The organism is Desulfuromonas carbonis (genome assembly GCF_054658035.1).
The window spans coordinates 1,383,402-1,397,805 of sequence record NZ_BAAHXR010000003.1; the positions used below are offsets into that span (position 1 = coordinate 1,383,402).

Genomic DNA, 14,404 nt, shown 5'->3' on the forward strand with positions numbered 1-14,404 from the left:
ACCAAGCAACGAAAGGGAAGCACTCAATGGAAGCCCAAGCACTCACCAGCAAAGAGGGAAAAAATCTTGCCAGCACTGCCTACGTCCTCACGGTATTGTCGGTACTTGGCGTCTTCGCGGCGATCAGCGCCGTTTTGCTCGCCTGGCCCGCCCTTGCCTACCTGGGCGCCAAAATGATGTAAGCCAGTCCGCTCTGCAGACAACAAAAGAGGGAGCGCCACCTGGGCGCTCCCTCTTTCTGTCGCGGGGTCTTAACTGTTGGCTTACCAGGATTTGTTGAGTTCCTGCAAAACCGCGGAGAAATCCTTGCCGACAGATTTCAGGACCGCCTGGGCATAGTCGACATTATGCACGCCCCTGGTCCCGTCGTTTTTCACCAGTTTCAGGTTGTAAAGCCCCTTTTCGTAGCGTTTCCAGGCCTCCGTGGTGTTGCGATGAACCTCGTCGGCTTTCTTCAGCGCTTCCTCGACCTCGACCCGCTGGGCCTTGATCTCCTCCAGCAGGGCACCGGTTTCCGATTCCCACATATTAAAGACCTCGACGTAGGAATCGTCATGACAACCGAGGCAGGTAGCGCCGGAGGGACGATAGGTGCCGCGTGTCACGCCGGTATGACAATCGAGACAACCGACACCGGCCTGGCGCATGATGCTTTCGTCGCCGGCCACTTCAAGCGCCCCGGTGCCGCGGTTCATGTCGAACTGGGCTTCATGGCAGACAGTGCAGTCTTGCAATTGGGGCGCAGAAGAATCTTTGTTCTCAGCATGGCACATCAGGCAGAAGTTCATGCGATCGGTTTTGGTCATCGGATTATGAACGACGCCGAAGTGGCAATCCCGGCAAACGAACTCGAAGGACTCAATATGGAATGAGTGGTCGAAGTGGGTCCCGCCGACAAAGGTGTCGTTCATGATGTCGGGCAGCCCCTTGCGCAGGCGGAATTCGGGATTTTTAACCGTATCGAGCAGGCGCATGTGAACCACCTGCAGGGGGAGTTTCGATTTCTCGCGGTAGCTCTTGTTCCCCTCGTCCGAGTGGCAAAAGAGGCAGTGTTCCGGTGGTACCAGCTCCGCTTTCGGGTTGGAAAGAATGGAGAGTTTCTCTTCCTTGGAAATGGTCAGCTGCATATAGGTGTCCTTGAGACCACCAAGCTTGGCTTTCATGTAGCCGAGAACGCCGGGGCGACCATGGCAGTCCAGGCAGGAGACCCCGGCTTCGGAATGCCCCGAGTGCTCCCAGGAATCGACTTCGGCGAGAGGACCGACACCCTGGGCCGGATGGCAAAGGGCGCAGAATTCCGGCTCCGAGGTCATGTGCAGGATCTGGATATTAATAAATCCAAAGACCAGGAAGAAACCGACCGCCAGCAGGGTGACGATAAGCAGATGGCGCTTACACCAGGCAAAGAAACGCGACATGATTGCTACCTCTTTTGGAGAATTTTCTTGGCACGGTGGGATGGTTAAGATTCCACCAAGTTTGCAAAACGCCGCCAAATTACACCAGCAACTGGATTAAGGCAAGGGAAAATGCCGAAAAAATGCCCTAAAAACAGGAGGTTATAAAATATTAACCAAAAATTGCCAATGAAAAAGCCCCGCTGCCGAGTTCCCGGCAGCGGGGCTTTTTCACTTTTTGGGAATCTTCGTCGTCTAAATGAGCCGGCGATTTCTGAAGATGCGCATCAGCAAAACGCCAAGGATGCTGAAACAGAGGCCGACGCAGAGCAACAGGTAGCCAATGCTGCGACCATCACCCCAGCCGAAGAGGTCGCTCCCCTTGCCGAAGAGGGCGAGGGCAATGCCGCCGAAGGTAGCAATACCCCCAATAATGTAGGTGGCGAAGGAGAGATAGGCAAGACCGAGACCTGAATGGGGATTCATCGTTGGCTCCTGAGTTCTCCGGGGGAAGGGCGGCGGACCCTTCCCCCGGATTATTCACCGTTGGAAAAGGGCTAGTGACTACCGCTCATGAAGGCGACCACCATCATCAGCAGGCAGGCGATGCCGGTAAAGAGGGCAATAAACCCAAATCCCTTGAAGAAGAAGTCGTAGATTACGCCACTGGTCTTGGGGGCGACGTGGTTTTCAATAACGCCCTCGTCCTGGTAGCGTTGCCACTGGGCACCGCGTTCCTCGATAAATTCCTCCTTGGAGATCTGCCCATTGAAGATGACAAAATCCATGGGGAATTTCTCCGGCCGCCCGTGGGTATTGAAAAAGTGGACGGTGAAGATAAAGCCGGTAGCGAGCAGGGCTTCATCACTGTGAACGATGGTTGCCACGTTGAACATCCAGCCCGGCAGAAATGCGCCGAATAGCTCAGGGAACCAGAGCAGCAGGCCGGAGCCGCCGATGGCGAACATACCCCAGAAGACGGCAAGGAAGTCGAATTTTTCCCAGTAGGTCCAGCGCTCGAAGGTCGGTTTTTCACCCCGGAAGAGGAACCATTTGATCATTGCGGAGACGTCCCGGATGTCGCGGAAGTTGGGACAAAGGGAATCGGGGCCGAACAGGCGCTGCAGGAAGTTCCCCTTGATGTCCTTGCGGAAGAAGAGGAAGTCGACGCTGAGCATCATGGCGCCAAAGAAGTAGTAGAAGGTCAAGATGGCGCAACCGCGATGCAACAAGCCGGCATAGTAGGTGCCGCCGTAGAAGGACATCAGAACCTTGGCCCAGTGCTGATCACTGAACTTCAGGGGGAGTCCGGTCAGGGAAAGCCCGAGGAAGCTGATGATGACGGTCAGGTGGAGGATGATATGGCGTTTCTGGAAACGGAGGTACTGCTTGCCGCCATCCTCGATGTGATGGGCATGCCCCTGGTGCAGGAGCCGTTGCTTTTCACGGTTCTCAACGAAGCCGCGGAACATCCAGAGCAGGGTGTGGACCCAGAAGACGGCAAAGGTGCCGACCAGGAGGCCGACCATCCCCTTGAAGGTCCAGTAAAGGATCGGGAATTTCTCGGCGTCACTGTAGTCGCCGTGGGAATAGTACTTGGCAAAGAGCGGGGTCGAATTGGGATGGCACTTGGAACAGGTTTTGACCAGGTTGCCCGGGTTGACACTCGAATCGGGGTTCGCGGCCGGAAGGACATTATGGGAGGTGTGGCAATCGGCGCAGCCGGCCACCTTCTCGGGGAAGCCGAGGCGGTAGTTCTTGCCGTGGTAGCTCTCCATGTAGGTTTTGACGGCGACCTGGAAGACGCCGTTGCGCTCCATCATCTCCTGGTCGGCGTGGCACTTGAGGCAGACCTCGGTGTGGAAGAGGCGGTTATCGTGGGAGGTCGGGTCCCCCAGGGGTTTGATCTCGTGGAGACCATGGCAGTCATTGCAGGCCGCTGAATCCTGGTTGCCGGCCGCCAAGGCTTCACCGTGCACCGATTTCTGGTAAACCATTTCGCCGTCGTGGCACTGGAGACACTTGGCGACGACCTTGCGCTTGTCCCCCTTCCAGTAGGTGTGCATGTGAATATCGGTGTGACAATCGGCGCAGCCGACATCATTCATCATGTGAACGCTGGCATAATGCTCAGCGGTCTCTTTCTTGTGACAGCGGACGCAGTTGACCGGTCCCGGCATCAACTCGCCATCCTCGTGTTTGGCCAGGTCGGTGACTTCGACGTGACAACTGGTACAGGCGTTTTTCCCGTGGACCGAATTGGCAAAATTTTCCGGCGTCACGACGTCCTCGTGGCAGCCGAGGCAGGTCGCCGGGTCAATGGCCATTCCCTTTTCCGCCAGCACAGGGCTGCTGAAAAAGGCCAACATGACAAGGACTAGAAAGGCACGAACAGAATTCTGTAACATGATGAACTCCTCCCTGAATTAAAAATCTTGGAACTTATAGCATTAACTTTGCCGAATTAGCAATAATAAATTAATCCAGGTTTCAATTTTGCCGGGCCCGCAGATTTCAGGGGTCCGCCATGGAACGGGAAGATAAAAAAAGGCGCATCCGAAACGGATGCGCCTTGCGTGCCCTGAAACTGGTTGGTGAGCAGCTTACTTGGCGAGCAGCTCGACCACTTTTTCGGTGAAGGGGTTGGCGAAGAGGATGATCATCGCCACGACGAAAACGTAGATGGCGAGGGACTCGATCATGGCCAGACCGATCATCATGGTGGTGAGGATCTTGCCGCTGGCGCCGGGATTGCGGGCAACGCCTTCAACGGCTTTCTGAATGGCCAGACCCTGACCGATACCGGTACCGAGAGAACCGAGACCCATGCCGATACCGGCAGCTACCATAGCCCATGCGAAAAATTCCATTGTTCTACTCCTTTTCTGTGACCGTGATGGTTGTTCCTATACAGTATAGGACCTGACGATTCGCCCTTGCGAACCGAAAAAGAATCGATATGTCAATGCGCCTCTTCCAGCGCGCCGGCGATGTAGATCATCGCCAGCAGGGTGAAGACAAAGGTCTGAATGAAGGCGACCAGCACGCCCATCAGCATCATCGGCACCGGCAGCAGGAAGGGGACCAGCGCAATGAAGATCATCAGGACGATCTCGTGGCCGTACATGTTGCCGAAAAGACGCAACGACAGGGAGAGGGGGCGCGCCAGGTGACCGATGATCTCGATGATGAAGATCAGTGGGGCGAGGGCCAGGATTGGCCCCATGAAGTGCTTGAGATAGGAGAGGCCGTGCTCCTTGAAGCCGACGACATGAGTCATGACGAAGACGGTGAGAGCGAGGGCGGCATTGGTGTTGAGGTTGGCCGTCGGCGGGTAGAAGCCGGGGATCAGGGCGATCAGATTGGACACCAGGATAAAGAGGGCGAAGGTGGCCAAGAGGGGAAAGTATGCCATTCCCTTGGGTCCCATCGTCTCCTCGATTAGGTTGATCAGGCCGGTGAGGATCGACTCCATGAAGTTCTGCAGCCCGGAGGGCGCCAACTTGACGACGCGGGTAGCCAGAAAGGCGACGAGGATCAGTACCAGCATAACGAACCACGTGTAGGTCACGTGCTCGCCGAGGTGAAGGTGAAGCTGCTCTTCGAGCCACTTCAGGAACAGAAATGGGTGGGTCATGACGGTTTACTCCTCGTTCAAAGCGATCGCCGAAGCGTGGTCCAAAGCAGATTGAAGACGACTACCGATAAGCCTACCATCAGGGCGACGGGGTGAACCTTGATGATACCAACCAGCAGAAACAGAACCGTGGCCAGAGCCGCCAGTCGAACGACATAGCCGGCCCGAAATCGTTTGGCCGGCTGCATCCCGGGTTCCGCCAGAATCCGCACCAGCGCGAACTGCAGCCAGTGGTAGGCGACGATGGCGACCAGGCCGCCCGATAATACTCCGAAACTTACCGCGCGCGAGCGCCAGGCCAGGCTGAGCAGGACAAGGATGCCGAGAATCGCCCAGTTGCGCCGGGCCAGGGTCTGCAGCAGCTGGTCATCCTGGTTTGTCACCGTTCTCCTGGTTATCCCTCTGCTGCCGTTTGAGCTCGCGGTCAGTCAGAATGTAGATATTGCGAAACCCGGAGATGATCCCGAAGCCGAGAAAGATCAGCGTCATCCAGGGTGCAGTGTCGAGCCACTTGTCAAGGTAATACCCCATCGCCAGGCCGATGAAGGTCGAAGCCACCATCGAAATGCCGACGCTGGAGAGGAAACCCAGCGCCTTGAAGAGTTGGTGCTTGTCTTCAGCCATGTGTAATTGTATACAGCATACCGGGAGAGGGGGCGCAAAACCCGTTTTAGATAGCATAGGCAGGGGGGGTTGTCAATTTGTTTTTCCCCCGGTTTCGTCCCCGCGGCGTCGTCCCCGCCAGTCATGGATGCTCTCCTCGAGACGTCCCCAGAGCGCCCGCAGCAAGGCGAGGTCATGGCGGGTTTCGATGCCGCGGGTGAGAATCCGCCGCAGCGGCATCAGGACATGCTCGGGGCGGTGCCGGTTAAGAAAGGCGATGCGGTCGAGCACCCCGGCCAGCTGTTGGAACAGCGGCTCGAGCTCGGCCTGGGCCGGGACCTCCCCGGCGGTTCCGCTACGGGCGCCAGAGCGGGAGAGTTCGTAGAGGAAGATCAGGACCGCCTGGGCCAGATTGAGGGAGCCGAGGGAGCCGGGCGTCGCAATGGCGGCGGTATGGCTGCAGAGCGCAACCTCGGGACTGCTCAGTCCTGAATCCTCGCGCCCGAAGACCAGGGCCAGGCGCTCCACCGGGTCACGCTGGAGAGTTTCGTCGGCGACCTCGGCCACGTCGAGGCTCCTGCCGCGCCGTTTCCCGATCCGGCGGGTCGCGGCGACCGCACGCTGGCAGTCAGCCAGGGCGGACTGCAGGTCGGGGAAGAGGCGGGCCTTTTCGAGCAGGCCGGCCGCGTCGACGGCCAGGCGCCGCGCCTCATCGGCCAGATGATTGCAGGGATTTACCAGGCGTAATTCGTCATAACCAAAATTCGCCATCGCCCGGGCGACCATGCCGACATTGCCGGGAGTGCGCGGTTCGACGAGGATGATGACAACAGGAGCAGTCTCTGCATTCATTGTGACAGGAAATTCCCAGGGAAAATGCCGCGCACCGCAAGGCGCCGTGGCAGCCAGAGAAGAAGACCCTTTAATATCAGCCCGGGACCAGCCTGCGGGCAGGGAGGACTAGATGATGGAAACAGCAGACGCCGCAGGATGGCTCGACGTTACCGTGCCGATCACCCCGGGGATGGTTCTCTGGCCCGGCGACCCGCCGGTCGAGCTGACCCGGCTTGGAGAGTTGGCCAGTGGTGACCCGGCGAATCTCTCCCGGCTGGCGGCCGGTCTCCACAGTGGTACCCATGTCGATGCGCCGAGCCATTACCTTGCCGGTGGGGCTACCATCGACCAGATGCCGGTAGCGGCGATGATCGGGCCGGCGCGGGTCATCGCCGTGGCGACGACCGGGGTAGTTGACCGGGACGATCTTTCCGGTCTGAAGTTCGCCGCCGGGGAGCGGGTGCTGTTGCGCACCGGCAATTCCGAGCTCTATCGCCGGGGGCGGTTCTGCCGCGACTACCTCGGCCTGACCGAAGCCGCGGCGGCCTGGCTCGCCGGGCAGGGCCTGCAGACCCTGGGCATCGATTATCTCTCCGTCGCCGGCTTGTCGTGCGATCAGGCGGCGGTCCACAAACGCCTGCTGGAGGCGGGGGTCTGGATCATCGAAGGCTTGAATTTGGCAGCCGTGACTCCGGGCGCCTATGACCTGCTCTGTCTGCCGCTGCCGGTGCTGGGTGCCGAGGCCGCCCCGGCCCGGGTGCTGTTGCGCCGGCGGGCGCCATGAAGCGGCCGGGCGGGAAGTCAGTCCGCGGCCATGGCGCCGATGAGCGCGGTAATGGGGCTCTCCAGGCTTACCCCGCCGCAGTCGAGGTAGATGGTGCCCGCCGTGATGGTGATTTCCCAGACGATGCCCCGTTCCAGGTGCGTCCCGAGCGCCTGCAGGAAGGACGGTTCGAGGGTGAAAACCTGGAGGTTGCCCAGGGCGGAGAGGCGGGGGAGGTGCTGTTCGGTCCAGCGTGGCAGCCCCTTGCCGCAGGCGAGCAGGATAACCCGGCCGGCGTGGCGGCTCGCCTTGGTCAGTCGCTCGGCGTCGGGGAGCCCGACCTCGATCCAGGTCGCGACCCGGCCATCCGGTCCCTTGCGCCAGAGGTCGGGTTCATCTCCGGCGGAAATCCCGCGGCTGAATGCGAGCCCCTCTTCGTAACAGAGCGCATAGGCCAACAGGCGCGCCACCAGCCGTTCGGCGGTCTCCGACGGATGCCGCGCGAGGGTCACGCTGAGCTGTTCGTAACAGCCGCGGTCGATATCGGCGAGCTGCAGGGTGGCACGGTAAATGGTCGGGGGGAGGGCCATGGGGTCTCTTTTCGATCAGGACCGGAGTAACAAGGAGGTCAGACCCGCAAGGAGTTATCCGGGAATCAAGGTTTTTTCCTGGCGCTGCCATTCCCCTTTAACAGGTCGGCAAAGGTACCCATGCCGCCGCCGGCCGGGCGGTCACTGTAGGAGTTCGGGGTATCAGCCGCCGTCTCCTCCGCGGCCGGCAGCAGGGAAATGCGGCGCTGGTCCAGGTCGATCTTTTCGATGGTGACCGCCAGCTGCTGCCCGGGCTGCAACACCTCCCCGGCATGCTTGAGCTGCCGCCCCTGGCCGAGGCGCGAGATGTGGATGAGGCCGTCAACACCTTCCTCCAGGGTGACAAAGGCGCCGAAAGGGACAAGGCGCGCGACCGTCCCGGTCAGGGTCTGCCCCTCGCGATAGCGGCTACCGAGCTGGCTCCAGGGATCGGCCAGCAGGTCGCGCAGGCTGAAGGAAAAGCGGTTGCGCTCCCAGTCGAGGGACTTTACCGCCAGTTGCAGTTGCTGGCCGACCTGCAGCAGACTCTGCAGGTCATCGACGCGGCCATAGGCGACCTCGGAAACAGGAAGCAGCCCTTCGATGCCGCCGATATCGACAAAGGCGCCGAAGTCGCGCAGCGAGGTGATTTTGCCGGTGACAACATCGCCTTCCTTGAGAGTCTGCTGCAACGCTTCCCGCTGCCGCTGCCGTTCCTCTTCGAGCAGTTCCCGGCGGGAGACGACAATATTGCGCCCCTGCTCGGAAAAACGGCTGATCTTGAAGGCGCGGGTCGCGCCGATGATATCCTCGGCTCCCCCCTCCCGGTGCAAGCCGAGCTGGGAAAATGGGCAGAAGGCGCGGACGTTCCCGGGGAGCCGGATCTCATATCCCCCCTTGACCTCTTTTTCGATTCTCCCCTCGACCGGGATGCCGCTGCGCCAGGCCTCCTCCAGCTCGGCGGTTCCCGAATTGCCGCCGCCGATGCGGGTGGTGAAGCGCAGCTCGCCCCCCTGGCGCGAGATGAAGTAGACCTCCAGCTTATCTCCCGGCTCCCGGCTCAATTCCCCGTCAGGGCCGAGCAGCTCCCGGACATCAAGCACCCCTTCCCCCTTTTGCCCAACATCGAGAAAGGCCCACTCGGCACCAATCTGCAGCAATGTCGCCGCGATCTTCTGACCCGGTTGCAAGGGAGTGGTCCGGCCGAGGCTGGTTTCGAGGAGGGCGGCAAAATCCTCTTCAGGGTCGTGCTGAGCGTCGGGATCGTGTTCGTCGTTCATGGGGTCACCGGAGGCTGAGGGGTTGGCCTGCTGCCAGCTGCGGCAGCAGGAAAGGATAGGTGGCGCCGGCCGGGGCTGATATTGCGACCGTTTGCCGCTGCGCGTCCAGCATAGCGGGTTTGGGGGGAGGGCGGCAAGGGCTTTTACAGCAGAAAAATGCATGGTATCGTTACCAACTGGTGACGCAGACCGAAATTAAGAGGTAAACTGTCAGCAATTCGAAAATTCTCCCCACCGGGAGAGTGGCCACGCTCAAACCCCAGGATGGTGGATCTACCGCTTATGAAAAAAGGGATTCTTCTGACGATCTTCGGGCTGTTGCTGCTGGCTGGGATCCTGGCCGGGGTCAAGTTTCTACAGATTCGCAAGCTGATGGCCCAGGGGGCCGCCTTTGTGCCGCCCCCGGCGATCGTGACCACCGCCGCGGTGACCAGGGACTCCTGGCCGCAGGGACTGAGCGCCGTCGGCTCGCTGAGCGCGGTTCAGGGGGTGCTGGTTGCCGCGGAACAGCCCGGGAAGGTGACCGCGATCCCCTTTACCCCCGGTTCCAGGGTAGAAAAGGGGACGCTGCTGCTACAGCAGGACATCTCCACCGAACAGGCCCAGTTGCCGGGAGCGGAGGCGGAACTGACCCTGGCCCGGGCCAATCTGGAGCGCTCCCGGATGCTGCTGCAGGAGCGCTTTATCTCCCAGGCCGAGCTCGACGCCGCCGCGGCGGCTGAACGCAAGGCCCAGGCCGCGGTTGACAACCTGCGCGCCGTGATGGCCAAGAAGAGTGTCCGGGCGCCCTTCTCCGGGCGGCTCGGGATTCGCCTGGTCAATCTCGGGCAGATCCTGCGCGAAGGGGATGGTATCGTTTCCCTGCAGGTCCTCGATCCGATTTTCGTCGACTTTTCCCTCCCCCAGCAACAGCTCGCTGAAGTCGGGCTCCGGTTCCCGGTACAAGTGACCAGCGATGCCATGCCCGGGAAGACCCTGACCGGGGAAATTACCGCGATCAGCCCGGAAGTCGATCCGGCCACCCGCAATGTCCGGCTCCAGGCGACCTTGAAAAATGCCGAGGAGAAGCTGCGCCCGGGCATGTATGTCAATGTCGAGGTGGTTTTGCCCGAACAGACTCCGGTGCAGGTTATCCCGGCGACGGCAGTCCTCTATGCCCCTTATGGTGATTCGGTCTTCGTCGTGGAAGCGTCGCAGCAGGAGGAGGCGAAACCGGGGAGCCAGAGCCTGCGCCAGCAATTCGTCCATCTCGGGGAGAAACGCGGCGATTTTGTCGCTGTCACCGAAGGCCTGAAGGAGGGCGAAGTGGTTGTCAGTACCGGTGTCTTCAAGCTGCGCAACGGCCAGAGCGTGGTGGTGGACAACAGTCTCCAGCCCGAGTTCAAACTGGCCCCGCGACCCCAGAATGATTAAAATCAGGCCCCGACTGCGAGGGAGGAATCCCGTGTGGCGTCCGTACCCGCCTGGTTGTTTCCGTTGCCCGGCACTTAAAAGCCTATGAAATTCACCGATCTCTTCATTCGCCGTCCGGTCCTCGCCCTGGTGATCAGCCTGGTCATCGTCATCGCCGGTCTCCAGGCGATGCGGACCCTCAACGTGCGCCAGTATCCGCGCAGTGAAAATGCCTCGGTGACGGTGACCACGGTCTACGTCGGTGCCAGTGCCGAGCTGGTGCGCGGTTTTATCACCACGCCGCTGGAACGGGCGATCGCCGCCGCTGACGGCATCGATTACCTGCAGTCGCAGAGCCAGCTCGGACTGTCCACCATCACCGCCCGGCTCAAGCTCAACTACGACGCCACCAAGGCCCTCGCCGAGATCAGTTCCAAGGTCGACCAGGTGCGCGCCGATCTCCCGCCCGAGGCCGAGGTTCCGGTCATCAATATCGAATCGGCCGACAGCCAGTTCGCCTCGGCCTACCTCAGCTTCCACTCCGACCTGCTGCAGCAGAACGAGATCACCGACTACCTGGTGCGCAATGTTCAGCCGCGGCTGTCGGCCCTGCAGGGGGTTCAGCGCGCCGACATTCTCGGCGCCAGAACCTTCGCCATGCGCATCTGGCTCAAGCCGGCCGCGATGGCGGCGCACAACATCACCCCGGTACAGGTGCGTCAGGCCCTGGCCGCCAACAACTACCTGGCGGCGCTCGGCCAGACCAAGGGGGCGCTGATCCAGGTCAACCTCAGTGCCGACACCAACCTGACCTCGGTCCCCGAGTTCAAGCGCTTGGTGGTTCGGGAAGTCGACGGGGCCATCGTCCGCCTCGGGGATATCGCCGACATCGCCCTCGGCGCCGAAGATTACAACGCCGAGGTCCGCTTTACCGGCCAGACCGCGGTCTTCATCGGGATCTGGCCTCTCCCCAACGCCAACTCCATCGATGTCATCAGCCGGGTGCGGGCCGAGATGGAGGGGGTGCAGAAGGATCTGCCGACCGGGATGCAGGCACGGGTCGCCTACGACGCCACCGAATATATCAACAACGCCATTCACGAGGTGCTCAAGACTCTCGGCGACACCCTGCTGATTGTCATCGTTATCATCTTTCTCTTCCTCGGGTCATTGCGCTCGGTCTTCATCCCGGTAGTGGCGATTCCCCTATCGCTGATCGGCGCGGTCTTCCTGATGCAGGTTTTCGGATTCACCATCAACCTGCTGACCCTGCTCGCCGTCGTCCTCTCCGTCGGCCTTGTCGTCGATGATGCGATCGTCGTCGTCGAGAACGTCGAGCGTCACATCGGCCTGGGCGAGGCGCCCTTCAATGCCGCCCTGCTCGGCGCCCGCGAACTGGTCGGCCCGATCATCGCCATGACCATCACCCTGGCGGCGGTCTACGCTCCCATCGGCCTGCAGGGCGGGTTGACCGGTTCCCTCTTCCGCGAGTTTGCCTTTACTCTCGCCGGGGCGGTGGCGATCTCCGGGATCATCGCTTTGACCCTGTCGCCGATGATGTCGGCCAAGCTGCTCAAGCCGGGGAGCGCAGAGCGCGGCTTCGCCGGCAGGATCAACCGCGACTTCAGCCGTTTCCGCAGCCGTTATGGGCGCTGGCTCGCCGCGACCCTGCGCCGCCGCCCGCTGGTCTATCTGGTCTGGCTGGCAATTTGCGTCCTGACGGTACCGATGTTCACCATGTCGGCCAAGGAACTGGCGCCGACCGAGGACCAGGGGGTCATCTTCGGCATCCTCGACGCGGCGGCCAACTCGACCCTGGACCAGACCAGCCTCTATGCTGCGGCCGCCAACCAGGCCTTTGTCAGCACTCCGGAGACCGAGTTCACCTTTCAGGTCACTTTTCCGACCAGCGGTTTCGGCGGCATGGTGGTGAAACCCTGGGACGCGCGGGAGCGCACCATCTTCCAGATCCTCCCCGAGGTGCAGCAGAAGCTTGCGGCCATCCCCGGTATCCAGATGTTCCCGGTGCTGCCGCCGGCCCTCCCGGGCGGCGGCCAGTTCCCGGTCGAATTCATCCTCGCCTCGACCGCCGAGGCGGACCAGATTCTCGACTTTGCCCGGCAGTTGCAGCAGAAGGCGACGCAGAGCGGGCTGTTTGCCTTCCCGCCCCTGATCGACGTCAAGATCGACCAGCCCCAGGCCGAGTTTGTCATTGACCGCGACAAGGTGGCCGATCTCGGCCTCGATCTCGGCCAAGTCGGGGCGGATGTCTCGGCGATGGTCGGCGGCAATTTCGTCAACCGTTTTGATATCGCCGGTCGCAGTTACAAGGTGATCCCGCAGGTACAGCGCATCGACCGCCTGACGGCCGAGCAGCTGCGCGACATTCACATCACCGGACCCGGCGGGGAGCTGGTCCCCCTTGCGACGGTGGCAACCCTGCGCGAGAGTGTCGTCCCCCGTTCCCTGAACCGGTTCCAGCAGCTCAACGCGGTGACAATCAGCGGCGTCGCGGTCCGCCCCCTCGACGAGGCCCTCGGCTTCCTCGAGAATGAGGCGACAAAAATCCTTCCCAAGGGTTATGTTCTCGACTACACTGGCGAATCGCGCCAGCTGCGAACCGAGGGCAACCAATTTTTGCCGACCTTCGGGCTGGCGATCATTCTCATCTTTCTGGTCCTCGCGGCCCAGTTCAACAGTTTCCGGGATCCTTTCGTCATCCTCGCCGGGTCGGTACCGCTGGCGATGTTCGGTGCCCTGATCTTCACCTTCCTGAAGATGCCCGACCCGAATGTCCCCTTCTGGACCCAGGGCTGGACCACCACCCTCAATATCTACAGCCAGGTCGGCCTGGTGACCCTGGTCGGCCTGGTCAGCAAGAACGGCATCCTCATCGTCGAGTTTGCCAATACGCTGCAGGTGCAGGGGGAGAAGAAGCTCGCGGCGATCCAGAGCGCCGCCATGACCCGGCTGCGGCCGATCCTGATGACCACCGCGGCGACGATCGCCGGCCATTTCCCCCTCACCCTGGTGACCGGCGCGGGGGCCGCCGCGCGAAACTCCATCGGTCTGGTGCTGGTCGGCGGCATGGCCATCGGCACCTTGTTCACGCTCTTCGTTATCCCCTCCATTTACATGCTGGTGGCCCGGGATCATTCCGCCACCGGTGCCACGGAGTTGACGGTTCCCAACCAATCCTCTGGTCAGGATGGCGTATGACGGAAAAGTCCAAGATTCTGCTGGTCGATGATTCCCGGTTTTTTCTGACCATCGAGAGCCAGTTTCTGCGCAACGCACCGGTCGAGCTGGTGGAGGCACGCAGCGGCGAACAGGCCCTGGCGCTCTGCCGCCAGGAGCGGCCGCACCTGGTTTACCTCTCCTATGACCTGCCGGACCTGGCTGGGGACGAGTGCTGTCGGCGCCTCAAGACCGACCCGGAGTTGAAGACCATCCCCATCGTCCTGGTCTGTAACGAACTTGCCACCGAGCATCAGGACCGTAGCCGGGCGGCCGGCTCCGACGCGATCCTTACCAAGCCCCTTGACCGTACCCGTTTTCTCGAGATCGGCCGCAGTTTCCTGGCTGGGGTACGCGAGCCGCGCCGGCACTGCCTGATCCGGGTTCGCATCCCGCTCGCGGATCGGGTCATTGCCGCCAAGGGGCTCGACATCAGCAGCGGTGGCCTCTTCGTCGAGAGCGGCGAAACCCTCCCCCCGGGGACGGTGGTCCAGCTCGAACTGCAGCTCTGCCGCCCCGGGGAGCAGGGTCCCTGGATCAAGTGCCGCGGCAAGGTCGGCTGGCTCAACACCAAAGAAAAGCCCTTCAAGCCGAACCACCCGGTCGGATTGGGCATCAAGTTTATTGACATCCCCGCCTCGGTTGCCGGCGTTCTCAATGGTTTTATCCGTTCGCTTACCACCTGAATAGCC

Annotated in this window: 15 protein-coding genes; 5 read left to right on the forward strand and 10 right to left on the reverse strand. The window is 61.3% G+C overall.

Annotation, left to right across the window (positions count from 1 at the left end):
• The first annotated feature begins 26 nt into the window (after nucleotides 1–26).
• Complete coding sequence (locus tag ACYQ8E_RS13305) at nucleotides 27–182, forward strand: hypothetical protein (RefSeq protein ID WP_157471708.1); 156 nt, start codon at nucleotides 27–29, stop codon at nucleotides 180–182.
• An 81-nt stretch (nucleotides 183–263) separates the two neighbouring features.
• On the opposite strand, the gene ACYQ8E_RS13310 is transcribed toward ACYQ8E_RS13305, so the two are convergent.
• The 8 genes from ACYQ8E_RS13310 to ACYQ8E_RS13345 form a co-directional block, all read right to left on the reverse strand.
• Nucleotides 264–1,418 carry a NapC/NirT family cytochrome c gene (locus tag ACYQ8E_RS13310; RefSeq protein WP_066723552.1) on the reverse strand — a complete coding sequence of 385 codons (1,155 nt, stop codon included), beginning with the start codon at nucleotides 1,416–1,418 and terminating at the stop codon, nucleotides 264–266.
• Between the two features lie 234 nt (nucleotides 1,419–1,652).
• Nucleotides 1,653–1,883 carry a hypothetical protein gene (locus tag ACYQ8E_RS13315; RefSeq protein ID WP_066723554.1) on the reverse strand — a complete coding sequence of 77 codons (231 nt, stop codon included), beginning with the start codon at nucleotides 1,881–1,883 and terminating at the stop codon, nucleotides 1,653–1,655.
• A 71-nt stretch (nucleotides 1,884–1,954) separates the two neighbouring features.
• On the reverse strand, nucleotides 1,955–3,724 hold the full coding sequence (locus tag ACYQ8E_RS13320; protein ID WP_231875377.1) for a cytochrome c3 family protein: 1,770 nt from the start codon (nucleotides 3,722–3,724) through the stop codon (nucleotides 1,955–1,957).
• Nucleotides 3,725–4,000: 276 nt separating this feature from the next.
• Entirely contained in the window at nucleotides 4,001–4,267 is a 267-nt protein-coding gene (gene atpE, locus ACYQ8E_RS13325) for an ATP synthase F0 subunit C (protein WP_066723560.1), read from the reverse strand.
• Nucleotides 4,268–4,359: 92 nt separating this feature from the next.
• Nucleotides 4,360–5,034: a F0F1 ATP synthase subunit A gene (atpB, locus tag ACYQ8E_RS13330; RefSeq protein WP_066723562.1), complete on the reverse strand. Its 675-nt coding sequence runs from the start codon at nucleotides 5,032–5,034 to the stop codon at nucleotides 4,360–4,362.
• Between the two features lie 17 nt (nucleotides 5,035–5,051).
• Nucleotides 5,052–5,417, reverse strand: a complete 366-nt coding sequence (locus ACYQ8E_RS13335; protein ID WP_066723565.1) for an ATP synthase subunit I — start codon at nucleotides 5,415–5,417, stop codon at nucleotides 5,052–5,054.
• Nucleotides 5,401–5,658, reverse strand: coding sequence for an AtpZ/AtpI family protein (locus ACYQ8E_RS13340; protein WP_066723567.1), 258 nt, complete (start codon nucleotides 5,656–5,658; stop codon nucleotides 5,401–5,403). The genes ACYQ8E_RS13335 and ACYQ8E_RS13340 overlap by 17 nt, the downstream gene beginning before the upstream one ends.
• Before the next feature lie 72 nt (nucleotides 5,659–5,730).
• Nucleotides 5,731–6,489: an RNA methyltransferase gene (locus tag ACYQ8E_RS13345; RefSeq protein ID WP_066723569.1), complete on the reverse strand. Its 759-nt coding sequence runs from the start codon at nucleotides 6,487–6,489 to the stop codon at nucleotides 5,731–5,733.
• A gap of 112 nt (nucleotides 6,490–6,601) precedes the next feature.
• Here ACYQ8E_RS13345 and ACYQ8E_RS13350 point away from each other — a divergent pair, with 112 nt between their 5' ends.
• Nucleotides 6,602–7,255: a cyclase family protein gene (locus ACYQ8E_RS13350; RefSeq protein WP_459861079.1), complete on the forward strand. Its 654-nt coding sequence runs from the start codon at nucleotides 6,602–6,604 to the stop codon at nucleotides 7,253–7,255.
• A 17-nt stretch (nucleotides 7,256–7,272) separates the two neighbouring features.
• On the opposite strand, the gene ACYQ8E_RS13355 is transcribed toward ACYQ8E_RS13350, so the two are convergent.
• Both ACYQ8E_RS13355 and ACYQ8E_RS13360 read right to left on the reverse strand, forming a co-directional pair.
• Complete coding sequence (locus ACYQ8E_RS13355) at nucleotides 7,273–7,824, reverse strand: YaeQ family protein (protein WP_066723574.1); 552 nt, start codon at nucleotides 7,822–7,824, stop codon at nucleotides 7,273–7,275.
• Between the two features lie 65 nt (nucleotides 7,825–7,889).
• The gene (locus ACYQ8E_RS13360; protein WP_066723577.1) at nucleotides 7,890–9,083 is read right to left on the reverse strand and encodes a S1 RNA-binding domain-containing protein; all 1,194 of its coding nucleotides are present in this window, start codon (nucleotides 9,081–9,083) and stop codon (nucleotides 7,890–7,892) included.
• A gap of 282 nt (nucleotides 9,084–9,365) precedes the next feature.
• Here ACYQ8E_RS13360 and ACYQ8E_RS13365 point away from each other — a divergent pair, with 282 nt between their 5' ends.
• The 3 genes from ACYQ8E_RS13365 (at nucleotide 9,366) to ACYQ8E_RS13375 (ending at nucleotide 14,398) form a co-directional block, all read left to right on the forward strand.
• Complete coding sequence (locus tag ACYQ8E_RS13365) at nucleotides 9,366–10,496, forward strand: efflux RND transporter periplasmic adaptor subunit (protein ID WP_066723579.1); 1,131 nt, start codon at nucleotides 9,366–9,368, stop codon at nucleotides 10,494–10,496.
• A gap of 84 nt (nucleotides 10,497–10,580) precedes the next feature.
• A complete protein-coding gene (locus tag ACYQ8E_RS13370) occupies nucleotides 10,581–13,694 on the forward strand; it encodes an efflux RND transporter permease subunit (protein WP_066723583.1) in 3,114 nt (1,037 codons plus the stop codon).
• Nucleotides 13,691–14,398 (forward strand): response regulator, encoded by a 708-nt coding sequence (locus ACYQ8E_RS13375; protein WP_066723586.1) that lies wholly within the window; start codon nucleotides 13,691–13,693, stop codon nucleotides 14,396–14,398. Before ACYQ8E_RS13370 ends, ACYQ8E_RS13375 begins: the two co-directional genes overlap by 4 nt.
• The last annotated feature ends 6 nt before the right edge of the window (nucleotides 14,399–14,404 follow it).